The organism is Mycolicibacterium confluentis (assembly GCF_010729895.1).
GTDB classification, from domain to species: domain Bacteria; phylum Actinomycetota; class Actinomycetes; order Mycobacteriales; family Mycobacteriaceae; genus Mycobacterium; species Mycobacterium confluentis.
This window is the reverse complement of record NZ_AP022612.1, coordinates 518,167-533,716: the sequence shown is the minus strand read 5'-3', so window position 1 is coordinate 533,716 and position 15,550 is coordinate 518,167. Positions and strand designations below refer to the sequence as shown.

17 protein-coding genes are annotated in these 15,550 nt (G+C 67.3%); 7 read left to right on the top strand and 10 right to left on the bottom strand.

The annotated features are described in order from the left end of the window. Positions 1 to 31 precede the first annotated feature (31 nt). Positions 32 to 631: an Rv1733c family protein gene (locus tag G6N34_RS02470; protein ID WP_085155215.1), complete on the top strand. Its 600-nt coding sequence runs from the start codon at positions 32 to 34 to the stop codon at positions 629 to 631. Between the two features lie 6 nt (positions 632 to 637). Here G6N34_RS02470 and cobF read toward each other — a convergent pair whose 3' ends face one another. Continuing rightward, positions 638 to 1,387, bottom strand: a complete 750-nt coding sequence (cobF, locus tag G6N34_RS02465) for a precorrin-6A synthase (deacetylating) (RefSeq protein ID WP_085155217.1) — start codon at positions 1,385 to 1,387, stop codon at positions 638 to 640. A 135-nt stretch (positions 1,388 to 1,522) separates the two neighbouring features. On the opposite strand from cobF, the gene G6N34_RS02460 reads away from it, so the two are divergent. Genes G6N34_RS02460 through G6N34_RS02450 form a run of 3 tightly spaced genes read left to right on the top strand, consistent with a single transcriptional unit; the run spans position 1,523 to position 4,004 of the window. Beyond that, on the top strand, positions 1,523 to 2,437 hold the full coding sequence (locus tag G6N34_RS02460; protein WP_085155219.1) for an AurF N-oxygenase family protein: 915 nt from the start codon (positions 1,523 to 1,525) through the stop codon (positions 2,435 to 2,437). Then, a complete protein-coding gene (locus tag G6N34_RS02455) occupies positions 2,434 to 3,087 on the top strand; it encodes a DUF4873 domain-containing protein (protein WP_133057814.1) in 654 nt (217 codons plus the stop codon). The genes G6N34_RS02460 and G6N34_RS02455 overlap by 4 nt, the downstream gene beginning before the upstream one ends. A 50-nt stretch (positions 3,088 to 3,137) precedes the next feature. After that, on the top strand, positions 3,138 to 4,004 hold the full coding sequence (locus G6N34_RS02450; RefSeq protein WP_085155223.1) for an LLM class flavin-dependent oxidoreductase: 867 nt from the start codon (positions 3,138 to 3,140) through the stop codon (positions 4,002 to 4,004). 9 nt (positions 4,005 to 4,013) lie between these two features. On the opposite strand, the gene G6N34_RS02445 is transcribed toward G6N34_RS02450, so the two are convergent. Next, entirely contained in the window at positions 4,014 to 4,838 is an 825-nt protein-coding gene (locus G6N34_RS02445) for an enoyl-CoA hydratase/isomerase family protein (protein ID WP_407663202.1), read from the bottom strand. A 40-nt stretch (positions 4,839 to 4,878) separates the two neighbouring features. On the opposite strand from G6N34_RS02445, the gene G6N34_RS02440 reads away from it, so the two are divergent. Further along, positions 4,879 to 6,750 carry a propionyl-CoA synthetase gene (locus tag G6N34_RS02440; RefSeq protein ID WP_085155225.1) on the top strand — a complete coding sequence of 624 codons (1,872 nt, stop codon included), beginning with the start codon at positions 4,879 to 4,881 and terminating at the stop codon, positions 6,748 to 6,750. Between the two features lie 306 nt (positions 6,751 to 7,056). Here G6N34_RS02440 and G6N34_RS02435 read toward each other — a convergent pair whose 3' ends face one another. Beyond that, positions 7,057 to 7,398 carry a hypothetical protein gene (locus tag G6N34_RS02435; protein ID WP_085155227.1) on the bottom strand — a complete coding sequence of 114 codons (342 nt, stop codon included), beginning with the start codon at positions 7,396 to 7,398 and terminating at the stop codon, positions 7,057 to 7,059. Between the two features lie 221 nt (positions 7,399 to 7,619). Then, the gene (locus tag G6N34_RS02430) at positions 7,620 to 8,255 is read right to left on the bottom strand and encodes a hypothetical protein (RefSeq protein WP_085155229.1); all 636 of its coding nucleotides are present in this window, start codon (positions 8,253 to 8,255) and stop codon (positions 7,620 to 7,622) included. 48 nt (positions 8,256 to 8,303) lie between these two features. Between G6N34_RS02430 and G6N34_RS02425 the strand changes: the two genes are divergently transcribed. Then, positions 8,304 to 8,933 carry a glyoxalase gene (locus tag G6N34_RS02425; protein ID WP_085155231.1) on the top strand — a complete coding sequence of 210 codons (630 nt, stop codon included), beginning with the start codon at positions 8,304 to 8,306 and terminating at the stop codon, positions 8,931 to 8,933. A gap of 4 nt (positions 8,934 to 8,937) precedes the next feature. Next, entirely contained in the window at positions 8,938 to 9,402 is a 465-nt protein-coding gene (gene rnhA / locus G6N34_RS02420) for a ribonuclease HI (protein WP_085155233.1), read from the top strand. A gap of 96 nt (positions 9,403 to 9,498) precedes the next feature. Here the strand turns inward: rnhA and G6N34_RS02415 are convergent, their stop codons facing one another. From G6N34_RS02415 to mdcA, 6 genes are read right to left on the bottom strand one after another with little or no spacing between them, the layout of a single operon-like run. Then, entirely contained in the window at positions 9,499 to 10,434 is a 936-nt protein-coding gene (locus G6N34_RS02415; protein WP_085155235.1) for an ACP S-malonyltransferase, read from the bottom strand. Further along, on the bottom strand, positions 10,431 to 11,036 hold the full coding sequence (locus G6N34_RS02410; RefSeq protein ID WP_133057815.1) for a malonate decarboxylase holo-ACP synthase: 606 nt from the start codon (positions 11,034 to 11,036) through the stop codon (positions 10,431 to 10,433). The genes G6N34_RS02415 and G6N34_RS02410 overlap by 4 nt, the downstream gene beginning before the upstream one ends. A gap of 1 nt (position 11,037) precedes the next feature. Next, entirely contained in the window at positions 11,038 to 12,765 is a 1,728-nt protein-coding gene (gene mdcD / locus G6N34_RS02405; RefSeq protein WP_085155239.1) for a biotin-independent malonate decarboxylase subunit beta, read from the bottom strand. After that, positions 12,762 to 13,067: a malonate decarboxylase acyl carrier protein gene (gene mdcC / locus G6N34_RS02400; protein WP_085155241.1), complete on the bottom strand. Its 306-nt coding sequence runs from the start codon at positions 13,065 to 13,067 to the stop codon at positions 12,762 to 12,764. The genes mdcD and mdcC overlap by 4 nt, the downstream gene beginning before the upstream one ends. After that, positions 13,055 to 13,906, bottom strand: coding sequence for a triphosphoribosyl-dephospho-CoA synthase (locus G6N34_RS02395; protein ID WP_085155445.1), 852 nt, complete (start codon positions 13,904 to 13,906; stop codon positions 13,055 to 13,057). Before G6N34_RS02395 ends, mdcC begins: the two co-directional genes overlap by 13 nt. Positions 13,907 to 13,911: 5 nt before the next feature. Further along, positions 13,912 to 15,549 carry a malonate decarboxylase subunit alpha gene (gene mdcA, locus G6N34_RS02390; protein WP_085155243.1) on the bottom strand — a complete coding sequence of 546 codons (1,638 nt, stop codon included), beginning with the start codon at positions 15,547 to 15,549 and terminating at the stop codon, positions 13,912 to 13,914. Position 15,550: the final 1 nt, after the last annotated feature.

Sequence of the window (15,550 nt, the reverse complement as noted above, 5' to 3'; positions counted from 1 at the left end):
CGTAGTCGTAACACGGGTTTTGGGAACGCTCATGAATCAATCGCAGCAGCGTCGTCGACGGTTCTGGGTGTTGTGCGGGCTGGGTCGCAACACCCTGGTTCGGCGCCACGACCGCCTCGAGGCTTTGATCACGGTCTGCCTCCTTGCGTTTCTCGTCGCGGCCGTACCGACTGCGATGCTCGCCGGTCGCGCCATGAGCGCGGCCCAAGCCGAGCAGAACCAGGAGTACGTCCGGTCGCTGAACACGGTCGAGGCCACCGTGGTCCAGGTCCGAAACGGTGCGCCCAGTCGCCTTCCGCATCTCACCCGCAATCTCGACGTGAAGTTCATGTGGGCCTACAACGAACGCAACGAGACGATCCGGGGCCTCGACACCGACCATCATCCCGGTGACCGCATCACCGTCTGGCTCGACTCCGCGGGCCAGATCACCGATCCGCCGAGAACCCCCGCAGAGATCGGCAGTGCAGGACTGGGCGTTGGGCTCGCGGTATGGACCAGCATGACTCTCGCCAGCCTGGGCGCGATGGCGGTCCTACGCGCCGACATGGATCGGCGACGCTACGCCGCCTGGGACCGCCAGTGGCGAGTGTTCAGCAGCGGGAACGGTCGCGCCAACCGCGATCCCTGACGAGCCTCAGTTGGGTGCACGCAGCAGGTAGGTGTCCATGATCCAGCCGTGCCGCGCCCGCGCATCCGCGCGCATCGCCACGATCCGGCGGCCCACCTCACCGACTGTGCCGGCCACCAACAACTCGTCGGGTGTGCCGAGGTAGGCGCCCCACCAGATGTGCGTCGCCGGCGGGCATTCCATGAACGAGCACTCCGCGTCGAGCATCACCACCGCGGCACCGTCGAGGCCGTTCTCCCGCAGTTGACGACCCGTGGTGATCAGCACCGGTTCGCCAACATCGTTGAGCGGGATGCGGTGTCGCGCCGTCAGCGCCTGGATGGCCGTGATGCCGGGGACGACGTCGTACTCGATGTCGACGTGCCGCCGGACCAGTTCGAGGATGCGCAGCGTGCTGTCGTAGAGCGACGGGTCACCCCACGCCAGGAAGGCCCCAACCCCGTCGGGGCCGAGTTCGGCTTCGATGGCACGGGCCCACACGGCGGCGCGGGCTTCGTGCCAGTCGGCCACCACCTGCACGTAACCGGAACCGTCGTCGGCCTTGGCCCGCTTGGGATCGGCGAGTTCGACGAAGCGGCAGTCGTCGCCGTCGATGAAGCGCTCACAGATCTGCCGGCGCAGCGCCACCAGATCCGACTTGGCCTCACCCTTGTCCATCGCGAAGAAGACGTCGGTGTCGTTGAGCGCCGTGACCGCCTGCGCCGTGACGTAGTCGGGATCTCCGGCGCCGATGCCGATGACGTGGATAGTGCGCACATCGGCAGGCTAGTGCAGCGATCCCAGATCACAATTTCAAGTACCCGGTACCGGCGGTATTGACAAGTGTCGACGGCCGTCTTACGTTCACTGTCAGCCACGTCACATAGAACGTCACACAGAAGGTGTGCCCTGATGACCACGTCGACGCCCAATCGGGCCGCTGCCGCGACCCCCAACCGCGAGGAGTTCTCCGAACGCCTCCTCAAGGGGTCGGTCAAGAAGTCCTACGAGCCCGTCGTCGACATCGACTGGGACGCACCACTGGACCCGGACAAGTACTTCCTGCCCCCGGAGATGGTCACGCTCTACGGCACGCCGGCCTGGGACGCCCTGACCCGCGAACAGCAGATCGACCTGTCCCGGCAGGAGTTGGTCAACATCCTCTCCGCGGGCATCTGGTTCGAGAACATCCTCAATCAGGCGCTGCTGCGCGATCTGATGCACAAGAACCCGACCGCCCACAGCACGCACTACGCCCTCACCGAACTCGGCGACGAGACCCGCCACATGATCATGTTCGGCAAGGCGATCGACAAAGTGGGTGGTATTCCGGTGCGGCCCAAGCTGTTTCAACGGATCATCATCAACTCGCTGCCGCTGGTCTTCCGCGGGCCGGTGCTGTGGACGGCCGCGCTGGTCGGTGAGGAGATCTTCGACTCGCTGCAACGCCAGATCCTGGAAGACCCCGACCTTCAGCCCGTCGTGCAGCGCCTGATGCGCATCCACGTCACCGAGGAGGCGCGGCACATCCAGTTCGCGCGTGACGGCCTGCGCAAGAGCGTGCCGGTGATGCCGTGGTATCGCCGGGCTTTGATCGCCAACCTGCACGGTGCGGGCGGGCCGTTCTACCGGATGTTGTTCACGCTGCCGCTGCAGTACAGCCGGATGGGCCTGGACGGCCAGGAGATGCGCAGGGTCGCGCGCCGGAACCCGCACTTCCACACCAAGTGCGTCTCGGGGTTCGCGCCCCTGGCGGCCTTCTTCGAGGAGGTCGGACTGATGGGCCGCGTGGGCAGGCGGATGTGGCGACGGGCCGGGTTCCTGTGACGTCGATCGTCCTCGGAACGGATGTGGGCTTTCCCGGTGTGGTGCTGCCCGACGCCCGACTGCGCGATGCGCACTTCGACAACGCGACCGACAGTTGGACGATCGACGCCCCCGACGGCAGCACCGTCACGGCCCGCACGCTGATCGACGCACGTGCGTCCAGCGACGCCACGCTCGCGGTGCACGGTATGCCGAACCTATTCCGGGTTCCCGGCCCCGACACCGCGGCGCAGGTCCGCTTCGTGCGGCAGTGCCTCGACCTGCTGGCACAGTCCGGGTCGACGCGGATCGAGGCCAAGTCCCGCGTGGCGTTGCGGTGGTGGCGACGGACTACTCCGCGGGGGCGGTTCCACCTGACCGGATCGACGCCGGGCCACGACGACCTCTACCGCGGTTCGGCGTCACTCGCGCTCGCCGACAGCGACGTCGACGTCGACGCCCGCCTTGCCGGACACCTGGACGCGATCGACGGCCGCTACCACTGGCGGGGCACGATCTTCGGCGCAATCCCCGAGGATGTTCTCAAAGGTCAACGCATACTTACGCTTTCGACGCCCACCCATTCCGCTCAAGCGCGCGTCGTCGAGCGGACGCCGTGGGGCGGCTACACAGTGGCCGGGGTCGGCGCCCCGCCGTTCGCACTCGACTGAATCGGGCCGAAGCCCGTCGCGGAAACTAGAACGTGTTCTAGTATCTCCGCATGCGGTTCACCTACGCCGAGGCCATGACGGACCCCGCCCACTACATCCCGCTGGCCCAGGCGGCCGAGGCCGCCGGCTACCACGCGATGACCATCGCTGACAGCGTCGCCTACCCGTTCGAGTCGGATTCGGTGTATCCCTACACCCCCGACGGGAACCGGGAGTTCCTCGACGGCAAGGAGATGATCGAGACCTTCGTGCTGACCGCGGCGCTGTCTGCCGTGACGACGACGCTGAAGTTCAACTTCTTCGTCCTCAAGCTGCCGATCCGGCCGCCGGCCCTGGTGGCCAAGCAGGCGGGGTCGCTGGCCGCGATGTTCAACAATCGGCTGGGCCTGGGCGTGGGCACCAGTCCGTGGCCCGAGGACTACGACCTGATGGGCGTCCCGTTCGCCAAACGCGGCAAGCGGATGGATGAGTGCATCGACATCATCCGCGGGCTCACCACCGGCGAGTACTTCGAGTACCACGGCGAGTTCTACGACATCGCCAAGACCAAGATGACCCCCGCGCCCACCAAGCCCATCCCGATCCTGATCGGCGGTCACGCCGACGCGGCCCTGCGTCGCGCCGCCCGCAACGACGGGTGGATGCACGGCGGCGGTGCGCCCGAGGAACTCGACGAACTGCTGGCCAAGCTCACCCGGTATCGCGCCGAGCAGGAGCCCAAGGACGATTTCGAGATCCACGTGATCTCCGGCGACGCCTACACGCCCGACGGCATCAAACGTCTGGAGGACAAGGGCGTCACCGACGTGATCGTCGGCTTCCGCTACCCCTACATCCAGGGCCCCGACCCTGAGCCCCTGGACACCAAGATCCGCCACCTGGAGAAGTTCGCGGAGAAGGTCATCGCGCGGGTCTGAGCCGCCTGATCACAGCTCGTTCCAGACCGGGGCGCGCTTCTCGCGGAGGGCCATCGCGGCCTCGGCCGAGTTGCCCGTGAACGTGCTGAGCACCTGGGTGCGGTTCTCGATCTCCTTGGCATGACGCAGGCTCGGCGCGTCCAGGGCAGTGTTGAGCCCGGTCTTGGTCTGCCACACCCCGTAGGTGTTGTTGGCCGCGATCTCGCGGGCCTTGGCCTCGGCGACGGCCATGAGGTCCTCGGGTGACGTCAGGTCGTTGGCCAGGTGAATTCGGTATGCCTCGTCGGCATCGATGATGCGGCCGGTGAGCATCAGTTCGCGGGCGATGCCTGCGCCCACGATGCGCGGCAGCAGATAGCTGGTGCCCATGTCCATGGACGAGAACCCGGCCTTGATGAACACCGACCCGAAGCGTGCGGCTGTCGACGCGATCCGGATGTCGCAGTGCAGCGCGTACGCCAGGCCGCCACCGACCGCGACTCCGTTGACCGCCGCGATCACCGGCACGGGCAGTTCGTACAAACGGGTCATCTGGTCGGCCAGGCGCACCTGCCCGTCATAGCTGGTCTTCAGGGCGGTCTTGGCCTTGCCCGTCCACGCCGCGCCGGTGCCGCTCAGATCAGCACCCGCACAGAAGCCGCGCCCTGCCCCGGTCAGGATCGCCGCGCGGTACCGACCCGATTCGAGTTCGTCGAGGGCGGCGTCCATGCCTGCCATCAGGGCGCCGTCGATGGCGTTCAGCTTCTCGGGACGGTTCAGCGTGACGACGGCGATGTCGCCGCTCGCCGCATTTTCCGTACCGTCCAGGGACCTGATCTCGACTTCAGCGGACACCCCGCCGACGATAGGGGAATACGGGGACTAAGGTGCCCGCATGCGCGCATACAAAGATGTGTTCGACGCGAGCATCACCGACCCCGCCGGATTCTGGGCCGACGCGGCCCAGGCCGTGACGTGGACCCGCGCCCCGCGGCGGATTCTCGACGACACCAACCCGCCGTTCTACCGCTGGTTCCCCGATGCCGAACTCAACACGTCCGTCAACGCGCTGGACCGACACGTCGCCGCCGGTCGCGGTGGGCAGGCCGCGCTGATCTACGACTCCCCCGTCACCTCGACAAAGCGGGTCTACACCTACGCCGAACTGCTCGATGAGACCGCGCGCTGCGCCGGGATGCTGCGCAGCCTCGGGGTCAACAAGGGCGACCGGGTCGTCATCTACATGCCGATGATCCCCGAGGCCGTCATCACCATGCTGGCCTGCGCGCGCCTCGGGGCCGTGCACTCGGTGGTGTTCGGCGGGTTCGCGCCGCACGAACTCGCCGTGCGCATCGACGACGTGCAACCCACCGTCGTGGTCACCGCGTCGTGCGGGATCGAGCCCGCCCGCATCGTGGAGTACAAACCGATGCTCGACGACGCCGTGGCGATGTCCGAGCACCCGCCGGCGCACTGCGTCGTGGTGCAGCGCGATCGGCACCGCTGCGACATGGTCGAGGGCCGCGATGTGGACTGGCATCACGTGATGGCGACGGCTTCGCCCGCCGAGGCCGTGCCGGTGGCTGCGACCGACCCGCTCTACGTGCTCTACACCTCCGGGACGACGGGCAAGCCCAAGGGCATCGTCCGCGACAACGGCGGGCACGCGGTGGCGCTGCTGTGGAGCATGCGCAACATCTACGACATCGAACCCGGGGACGTGTTCTGGGCGGCCTCCGACGTGGGCTGGGTGGTCGGCCACTCCTACATCGTGTACGCGCCACTGCTGTACGGCGCGACGACGGTGCTCTACGAGGGTAAGCCCGTCGGAACCCCTGACCCCGGCGCGTTCTGGCGCGTGATCGCCGAGTACGGCGTCAAAGTGCTGTTCACCGCACCCACCGCCATCCGGGTGATCCGCAAAGAAGACCCCGCCGCCAAACACCTTGCTGAGCATGACATCTCAAGCCTGAAGTACCTCTTCGTGGCGGGTGAACGGCTCGATCCCGACACCTATCACTGGGCCACCGACAATCTGGGTGTGCCCGTCGTCGACCACTGGTGGCAGACCGAGACCGGATGGGCGATTGCCGCCAATCCCATGGGCGTCGAGCAGTTTCCGATCAAGGCGGGTTCACCCACAAAGCCGATGCCCGGGTACGACGTGCAGATCCTGCACGACGACGGGTACCGCTGCGAGCCCGGCGAGGAGGGCTCGATCTGCATCGCGCTGCCGTTGCCGCCCGGGACGCTGCCGACGCTGTGGAACGCCGACGCTCGGTACGAAGCGTCGTATCTGTCCGAGCATCCCGGGTACTACCTGACCGGTGACGGCGGGCGGTTCGACTCGGACGGCTACCTGTTCGTGATGGGCCGCACCGACGACGTCATCAACGTCGCCGGGCACCGGTTGTCAACGGGGGCAATCGAAGAGGTGCTGGCGATGCACCCGTCGGTGGCTGAGTGCGCCGTCATCGGCGTGCCCGACGAGATCAAGGGGCAGGCCCCGAGAGGCCTGGTGGTGCTCAAGGCCGGCGCCGAACCGCAGGAGTTGACCTCGGAGCTGGTCGCGTTGGTGCGCGAGGAGATCGGTGCCGTCGCGGCATTCAAGATGGTCGACGTGGTGCCGGCACTCCCGAAGACGCGGTCCGGCAAGATTCTGCGCAAAACGCTGCGGGGCATCGCGGCGGGCCGTGACGAGCCGGTGCCGTCGACGATTGAGGACGCGTCGGTGCTCGAGGCGCTGAAGACGGTGCTGGGACAGTAGACCGCGGTTGGGGGGGCTGGCCTGGCTGACCTCCGCTGGGATACCCCTCTCAAATGCCCGGCTACGAGCGACTTTCGGGTGGGGCGGGCGAAGGGTGAGGAGACTTCGCCTCGGCGGGCTGTCTCCTATGCCCCAGGGGATACCCCTCTCAAATGCCCGACTACGAGCGACTTTCGGGTGGGGCGGGCGAAGGGTGAGGAGACTTCGCCCCGGCGCATTGACTCCCGTGTCCAGGGGCGACTCTCTCAATTGCCCAGCTACGAGCGACTTTGGGGTGGGGCAGCCGCAGAACGAGGCGACCTCACTTCAAACCCGCTCACGCCACCCCTCCTCCCATCCTTCCAATTGCTCGGCTAAGAGCGACTTTCGGACGGCCATGCGTAACGCGAGGACCCGTTGATCGATCCGATATTCAGTGGATCGCGGCATGGCGCCAGGACCGTAGCCTCCCCAGCCCAGGCGGACCACTCGCCCGCGCCGCCTCTCCCAGCGCAGCGCGTCGGACACGGTTTTGGTGGGGCGCCCGTCGACCGTGAAACCCTGACGCGTCAGTTCTTCCGCCAGTTCGCTGACCTTCATGGGCCCGTACAGTAGGAGAATGCTGGTCAGCACATAGCGGAGTTCTGTGCCCCGCAGTCGAATTGCCATGTTGCACCATGGCACGAAGGGCCGACAACTCAAGCGCCCGGCAAAAAGTCGCTCATAGGCGGGCAAATGAGAGGACTACCTCTGGGCCTCGAGCAACGCAGCAGTCCCCATCCGCCGCATAACACGCACGCCGCGGATCATCATCGAACCCTCAGCTGCCCGCCGAAAGTCGCTCATAGGCGGGCATTTGAAAGGACTACCCCCTGAGCGCAGGGCACACCTCAGCCCATCTCGTCGAGCCGCTTCTGAATGGATGCCAACAACTGCCCGTCGACGACGATCTGCGGGAGTACGGGCTGGAACTTCGACGGGCGCTGGTTGACCATCGCCAGCTTCTGCAGATCCTCCAGTCGCGCGAGGACGTCGTTGACGAAGCCAGCCAGGTCCTGCAGAAAGCCGTTGATCAGCTGCACGGTGTCGGCCAGCAGGTCGGTGAACTCCCCTGGCGTCAACCAGATTCGGCACTCCTCAGCGATTTCGAGCACCTGCTGGTAGCAGTCGCCGAACTCATGGGCCGCCGCAACGATGGCCTCGGCGTTCGCCGCGTCCTCATTGTCGGGAGCACCGAAGGCCGCCTCGAACGCGGGACCGTTGAGGCAATCGATGAGCTTCACGATGGCGACCTCCGCACCGCGGATGTGCTCTGTGACGAAGCGTGCCACGTCAGGAGCCTCAAGCAGCACACCCGCCGGCGTCACGGGGGTGCTCATCACCTGCACCACCTTGCGCTCCTCCAGCACCGCCCAGCGTTGGAACAGCACCGACGCGAACACCGCCCACGTCCAGCACTCCGGTTTGTCCCGGATCATCCGCTCCACCAGATCCGCCGTGGGAAGAAGGACCGCTATCCGCCTCATGCACCCAAGCTAGGAGCAGGCACCGACAGGATTTGTACGCTGAGCCCCATGGCCGTCAGTGTGGACTCCTTCGACGTCGCCGACCCGCCGGAAGCGTGGGCCCAGGCAGGGTTCACCGTGGAGGACGGGGTCTGCCGCATCGGCGCGGTGAGCATCCGTCTTCTCGGCCGCGAGCCCGGCAAGGGCATCGTCGGCTGGTCATTGCGGGACCTGCCACCAGACGCCCCCGGCGTCCTCGACGGCGTCCGGACGACCCGAGCCACCACAGCACCGCCAGCGCCGGCCACGCACGCCAACGGTGCGACCTCCATCGACCACGTCGTCCTGCTGTCGCCCCATCTGAGGAGGACGGTCGACGCCCTCGCGGCGGTCGGTGTCGCCCCGCGCCGGGAACGCGAGGCCGAACTGGGTGGACGACGGGTCAAGCAGGTCTTCTTCCGCCTCGGCGAGGTGATCCTGGAAGTGGTCGGGTCACCGGATTCGGCCGAGGACGGCCCGTCGACGCTGTGGGGCATCACCTACGTCGTCGGCGACGTGGAGGCGACCGCGGCGTTCTTCGGGGACCGCACGACACCGGTCAAAGACGCCGTACAGCCCGGACGTCGGATCACCACGCTGAAGCATCGCGCTCTCGGAATGTCGGTACCGACGGCAATGATCTCGGCACCTATTCTCTGAGTCCATGGAGACCCATCCCGTCATCATCCACACCGATGGCGGCTGCCGACCCAACCCCGGACCCGGCGGCTGGGGCGCGGTCCTGCGCCACCGTGAGCACGTACGCGAGATGTTCGGCGGCGAGCCCGGCGAGACCAGCAACAACCGGATGGAACTGATGGCGCCGATCATGGCGCTCGAAGCGCTGACCCGGCCGGTGCTGGTACACCTGCACACCGACAGCACCTATGTGCGCAACGGCATCACCAAGTGGGTGTTCGGCTGGGAGCGCAACGGCTGGCTGACCGCGGCGAAGCAGCCGGTGAAGAATGTTGATCTCTGGCAGCGTCTGCAGGCCGCCTGCGCACGGCATGAGGTCGAGTGGTTCTGGGTCAAGGGTCACTCGGGCATCGCCGACAACGAGTTGGCCGACCAGTTGGCGACGCGGGGGCTGCAGCAGGCCATCGGGGGTTCGGCCGTTCTCGGCTGACCTGCCGAGATGTGCTGCAACGCGCGGCATTGGTTCGTCGTACGGGCACGTATCGTCCGACCCTGTTTGCGGCAATGGCGGCACGAACTCCGTGAGCTACCTCCGCCCATGGTCCCGCAGGATGGTCTCGACTCGACGAGCAGCGTTCGACAAGCCGTCGTCCTCCAGAGACACGGCGACCACCGCGGGGACAGCCGACGCCATCAGTCGGGTCAGGACATGGCCGGGCGCGGTTTCGATGGCACACGTGACACCGAGTTCGCCCATCAGCCGGGTGGCGTCGTACCACCGGACGGGATGCGCCACCGCGTTCGCCAGATCGTCGAGGACGGCCTCGGCCGACGTCGTCGCCCGTCCCATCGTGTTGGTGAGATAACGCGCCGTCGGTGTTCGACGCGGCAGTGTCGCCAGGTGCGCAGCCATGCGCCGGGCGGTGTCCGCTTGCGCCGGGCAGTGTGAGGCGACGGCCACGTCGAGCCGTTCGCAGTCCCATGCGCCGGCACGTCTGGCCGCGTCGGCCAACGTCTTCAATGCCGATCCGGTGCCGCTGAAAACGGTCTGGGTGGCGCTGTTGATGTTGGCGACCCAGATCGGATCGCGGTTCGTGCTGATCTGGTGCGCCAGCTCGAACGCGGCACGGGTGGGAAGTCCCGTCACCGCGGCCATGCCCCAAACACCCTGTGCACAGGCGTTTTCCATCAACCGACCACGTAGTGACACAACCGTGAGCGCCTCGGCGGTTGTGAGGACTCCCGCGGTGACCGCGGCGGCGAAGGCACCCACGGAGTGACCGGCAACAAACTGAGGGGTCAGGCCGTGGTCCGTGATCAGCGCCCGCGCGCTCGCCACTCCGGCGACAAGCATGGCGATCTGTACATTGGTCGTGCTCTTCAGCGCCGCTTCGGAGTCGAGCTCGGTCAGCTGGCAACCTGTTTCCTGGAGGACTGCCGCGACTGAGGGGCTGGCGGGCAGCTCGTGAAGCATGTTGGGGTGTTGGGCGCCCTGCCCAGGGAACAGAAACGCCAGGCTCATGACAGCGCTGTGCGTGCGACGAGCCGGGGGCCGTTGGCTGTGCGCACCAAGACATCAGTCTGACTACTCACCAATTCAGCGAGAGCCACAGCGCCAGAGCCGGTTTCGACCTGGCAGTCCACTCGCGCGGGAAGTCTCCGGAGCTGGCACTGCAATGCGGTCAGCAGCGGAAGCACTTCGCGCAGCTCGTTGACACGAACCACGAGATCCAGATCGCTGCCGGGAGTCGCGGTGGCCCGACCGGTGGCCAGTTCGAAGCCGACGCTGCCTGTGGGGCCCCACGCCAGCCCGGTGGATTCCAGGAGAGGACGGCCCATGCACAAGGCGCGCCACGCCGGCAGATTGCGACCAGATCGGCAGTGCACCAGTTCTTCTGGCTTCTTGATCGCGTCTACGTCGTCCGCTGCCGCGTAGGTGGCGTATCGCCGAGACCGGCTGCTCCCGCGCACTCCGACGGGGATGAAACCGTCCTGCGGCGGGCTGCGCCGGACCACCGCCCACGGGGTGAGGCGAAGTGCGCGCACCGCCCAGTCGGGAGCGTCGGCAGGCAGCGCGGTGGCACCGGACAGTCGCAACAGGTCATGCGGGCGTGCGGTATCCATCTCAGTCAGCGCCTTCCCACTGCCGTGCCAGCAGGTCGCGAACAGCACGTGAGGCGCGCCTGCCGGTGACGGCCGCGTCGGACTCAAGCCGATTGGACAGGTCGAAGGGACCGCGCCGGGCGCGCTGGATGGCGGCGGTGACCGCGGCGGCGACCGAGGCGACATCGTCTGGGGTGGGGTTGTCGGCATCGGCGACCGTCAACAGACCGTCGCAGAAGCCGAGCTTCGCCCAGTCCTCGACCCGGTAGCTCATCGGCACAATGGTTTTCGCGAGCTCGTCGAGTTCGGCGACCGAACGCAGGGTGATCTTGGCGGCGGCCTCCTTGTGCATCGCGTGGATCTCGACACCCGGCGCATCGAGCGCAAGAATCTGGTTCGCCTGCAGGCCGTGGGTGAGGAAGCCACCGGACAGGGCGGTGCCGACGACGACAGCAACAATGGGGTGGCCGGCAACTCGCGCGCGGTGGTAGGCGTCGGTGGCCGCCGCCATCGCCTGATGGAGTCCGGCCATCTCCTCGTAGCGGCCGTAGGCCTGACTGGGCAGGTCGACGATGGCGATGACGGCCCGCTTGTGTTGGGCGTGCCGGTCACCGTGGACAATGTCGTGGACCGCCTGTGCCAGGGCCAGCGATTCGGTGACACCGACCTGCCCTTCACGGGCGCGGTAGAACCGGTTGTCCGGATCGGGAACGACGGCGAGGTACCGGGCGTCTGCAGTGGTCGCGGAAAGGACCGACGGGATGACCGGTTGGACAGTGGCCGTTCCGCTGAGCGCGGCCAGCCACGTTCTGCCCCTGGTGGCAGGGGGATCGAGCGCTGCGACCGGAGCCGTGGCCGGAGCCGGAGCCGGCTCGCGGGAGGCTCCCCAGAGGGTCCTGAGGTCGCGAGGGGTCGGTGCATCGGCTGGGTTCAGAACGGCCAGCCGCGATGCCAGCACGTCCAGGCGCTCGCTGCGGTGGTGGCCTGCCCGCGGTACACCGGCATTGACCGCGTCGATCACCGCGGTACGCAACCGGTCGGCATCGTCGGGCACCAGATCATCGGCCAGTCCGATGGCATGGCGTTGCTCGCCCCCATCGATCGCCCAGATGAGAATGTGATCACGCGAATCGAATTCGTCGATACCACCCTCCTGTTCGATCACCGCGGGTCCGTTGAGACCGATGCGAGCTTGCGGTGTGACGATCAGTCGGGTGCACAGGCCCGCCGCGATGCTCATGCCGCCGAACGATCCGACCGTTCCCGCCACCACCCCGATCACCGGTGCGTGCGGGCGCAGATCCAAGAGGGCGGAGCAGATCTCGGCTACCGCATTGAGACCGAGGTTGGCTTCCTGCAGTCGGACACCGCCGGTCTCGAACAGGATGACAGCGGCCGTGGGCGTGCCCGCCCGGGAGTCTGCGGCGGCCAGCAGCAGTGCCTGGGAGATCTTGGCGCCGGACACCTCGCCCGTTCCGCCGCCGAGGAAGCCCTGCTCGATCGCCGCGATGACGACAGGCTTGCCGTCCACAGCGCCACGGGCGATGACGGTGCCATCGTCGGCCTGCGGCGTGATGCCCTGCGGCTCCAGCCAGGGGGACTCGAGCCGATCGAAGGGGCCGGATAGGACCCGCAGCGTCCCTGGGTCCAGCAGTGCGGCCGCCCGGCCCAACGCGTCGAGTTCGATGAAGCTCCGCCGCGCCAGGAGTTCCTGCCAGGTTTGGCCGGCCAATGGTGTCGCCTCGGTCATGATGCCGCCGCTTCCGCGGCCTGGCGCAGCCGCAGGTTCACCACACCCGGCGTGGCGCCGAAGTCGTTGAGTTCCCAACTGCCCGCCAGGGGCGTCCGCGCGAAGAACCGCTGCAGCACGTCATGCCAGACCGTGTCGAATCCGTTGACACTCGTGCGTACCCGCACGATGACACTGTCGGTCGGCTCTCCCGGTGCGGGCGGTTGCAGGAGAATCTCCAGATCTCCCGACGCGACAACACCGACGTGTATCGCATGCGCCGCGGCCTCCTGTGCCGGGAATCGGTACGTCAGGGTCTGCATGGCGTCAGTCCTTCTGCGTCCAGCGCATCGAGAAACACAGTGGCCGACAGCAGATCGCCACTGCCGCCGGGAGAGAGCCGCCCGGACAAGCACAATTCGTCGAGCGCGGTGAAGTGATGTCGCCCCTCGGGTGTGCCGATGCCACCCGCGTCGAGCACTGCCCGCGCTCCGGCCTGCACCGCACTCAAGCCGTCAGGTCCGCCGCGGTGCAGGACGCAGGTGTCCTCCAGGGTCGCCATCAGCGCCAACAGTGCCGTCAGCCGCGCGGTGCCCTCATCGGCGCCGGATCGACGGGAGGCCCGCAGCGCCGGCAGCGCGTGCAGACGCACGTGCGGGAACCCGGCCTGTGCTTCACCTGTGGCGCCGGAGACCCCGTAACGCTGACGGACCCGCGCCCCGTGTGACGCCGTCGAAGGGCCGTGCGGATCGGGAATGGCGGCCAGCCGGGCCGCAACGGCCACAGCGTCGGCGCCGAGAGCTGCTCCTGCACTGAGCAGCCCCAACGCCCACAGCGCACCGCGGTGGGTGTTCACACCACCGGTGACCGCCAGCATGTCCCGTTCCCCGGCCCGACCGATCTCACCCAACCGAGCTCGCAATTCGTCGTCGGCCAGTGATTGAGTTGCCGCGGAAGCACACTCGGCGAACGCGAGGTGCAGCGAGTCCGCCGATGCGTGCAGCACCGCCAGGTCCATATCCGTGTGCGCGCCCCGGCCCCGTTGATCGACCAGTCCGGGTTTCGGGGTGAGATCCGCTTCGGCGTGCAGCGCGGCAACGGCCATGTCGGCGATCTCAATGCTGGTGAGCGGTGCCGTGGCGAGAGAACTGGAGGTGCGCATCGTCGTCACCAGTCCCGGAACTGTGACGGCGGTTCGTAGAGACCACCCGACCAGGCCACCAGGTCCTCGATGCTGCGGGCGGCGAGCAGAGAGCGTTCGGCGAGTCGGGTCTCGACGTGGAGATCCTCCGGAAAGGCCACCAGTCCGTCCCGCCGCAGTCCCTCGACCTGACGGGTGTCGGCGCGGCGGCCCACCGGTGTCACGCCGGCAACCGCGGCCAGTGCGGCGCGACGGTCGGCCAGTGAGTGCGCCTTGTACAGGTAGGCGACGCCCTCCTCGGTGACCACGTGGGACACGTCGTCACCGTAGATCATCACCGGCGCCAGCGGCATCCCGGCCTGCCTACCCACCTCGACGGCATCGAGTGTCTCGACAAAGGTGGGTACGCCTCCGGCGCGGAAGGTTTGGGCCATCTGCACCACCAGCTTGCGGCCGCGTCGACTGGCGCCGTCGCCGTCCGCGAGGTCCAGCCACGCCGCCGACGAGTGTCGTCGCCCGTGGGGGTCGTGGCCCATGTTCGGGGCGCCGCCAAAACCGGAGAGCCGGCCGTCAGTCACCGTGGAGGAGTTGGCGACGGCGTCGATCTGCAACGAGGAACCGATGAACATGTCGATGGCGTACTGGCCGGCCAGCTGCGCCAGCACCCGGTTCGAGCGCAATGACCCGTCGGCTCCGGTGAAGAACACGTCCGGCCGGGCGGCGGTGTAGCGGTCCATTCCGGCTTCGCCGCCGAAGCAATGGACGGATTCCACCCAGCCGGACTCGATGGCCGGGATCAGGGTGGGATGCGGGTTGAGCACCCAGTGCCTCGCGATCCGGCCCTTCAGACCGAGGCTCTCACCGTAGGTGGGAAGCAGCAGTTCGATTGCGGCGGTGTCGAATCCGACGCCGTGATTGAGTGAGACCACCTGGTGACGCTCGTAGATTCCGCGGATCGCGATCATGGCCTTGAGGATCTCGACGGGGCCGATGTGGCGCGGATCCCGGGTGAACAGCGGCTCCAGGAAGAAGGGCCGGTCGGCCTGCACCACGAAGTCCACCCAACTCCCGGGGATGTCGACTCGGGTAAGCGTGGCGGTGTCCACGATTTCATTGGCCTGCACAATCACCACACCGTCATGGAAGGCGGCGGCCTCGGCGATCGTCGGGGTGTCCTCGGTGTTGGGGCCGGTGTACAGGTTGCCGTCGGCATCGGCTTGTTCTGCGCACAGCAGGACCACGTCGGGGGCGAGGTCGACGAACATACGCGCATACAACTCGACGTAGGTGTGGATGGCACCGATGCGGACGACGCCGTCTTCGACCATCTGCGCTATGCGCACGCTCTGCGGCCCGGCGTAGGCCAGGTCGAGCTTGTCGGCGATGCCGCGCTCGAACAGGTCGAGGTGTTCGGATCGCGACACCGAGGAGATCAGCATATGCAGTTTGTTGATTCGCCCCGGATCGCAATCGGCCAGCGTGCGGGACAAGAAGTCGGCCTGCTTCTGGTTATCGCCCTCCAGTGCGACTCGGTCACCGGAGCGGATCACCTGGTGCAGAAGGTCTTTCAGCTTCGCCGGGTCCACCACCTTGCCGTTGCTGTACGCGCGACCGGAATGTACGCGTTCGGCTTTGGCGTTGCGGCGGCGGTCCCAGATGGTCATG

Excerpts from the sequence above, each read along its gene's own strand:
- G6N34_RS02470 (WP_085155215.1), top strand. The coding sequence starts at position 32 with ATGAATCAATCGCAGCAGCGTCGTCGACGGTTCTGGGTGTTGTGCGGG.
- G6N34_RS02460 (WP_085155219.1), top strand. The coding sequence starts at position 1,523 with ATGACCACGTCGACGCCCAATCGGGCCGCTGCCGCGACCCCCAACCGC.
- G6N34_RS02450 (WP_085155223.1), top strand. The coding sequence starts at position 3,138 with ATGCGGTTCACCTACGCCGAGGCCATGACGGACCCCGCCCACTACATC.
- G6N34_RS02440 (WP_085155225.1), top strand. The coding sequence starts at position 4,879 with ATGCGCGCATACAAAGATGTGTTCGACGCGAGCATCACCGACCCCGCC.
- G6N34_RS02435 (WP_085155227.1), bottom strand. The coding sequence starts at position 7,398 with ATGGCAATTCGACTGCGGGGCACAGAACTCCGCTATGTGCTGACCAGC.
- G6N34_RS02430 (WP_085155229.1), bottom strand. The coding sequence starts at position 8,255 with ATGAGGCGGATAGCGGTCCTTCTTCCCACGGCGGATCTGGTGGAGCGG.
- G6N34_RS02425 (WP_085155231.1), top strand. The coding sequence starts at position 8,304 with ATGGCCGTCAGTGTGGACTCCTTCGACGTCGCCGACCCGCCGGAAGCG.
- rnhA (WP_085155233.1), top strand. The coding sequence starts at position 8,938 with ATGGAGACCCATCCCGTCATCATCCACACCGATGGCGGCTGCCGACCC.
- G6N34_RS02415 (WP_085155235.1), bottom strand. The coding sequence starts at position 10,434 with ATGAGCCTGGCGTTTCTGTTCCCTGGGCAGGGCGCCCAACACCCCAAC.
- G6N34_RS02410 (WP_133057815.1), bottom strand. The coding sequence starts at position 11,036 with ATGGATACCGCACGCCCGCATGACCTGTTGCGACTGTCCGGTGCCACC.
- mdcD (WP_085155239.1), bottom strand. The coding sequence starts at position 12,765 with ATGACCGAGGCGACACCATTGGCCGGCCAAACCTGGCAGGAACTCCTG.
- mdcC (WP_085155241.1), bottom strand. The coding sequence starts at position 13,067 with ATGCAGACCCTGACGTACCGATTCCCGGCACAGGAGGCCGCGGCGCAT.
- G6N34_RS02395 (WP_085155445.1), bottom strand. The coding sequence starts at position 13,906 with ATGCGCACCTCCAGTTCTCTCGCCACGGCACCGCTCACCAGCATTGAG.
- mdcA (WP_085155243.1), bottom strand. The coding sequence starts at position 15,549 with ATGACCATCTGGGACCGCCGCCGCAACGCCAAAGCCGAACGCGTACAT.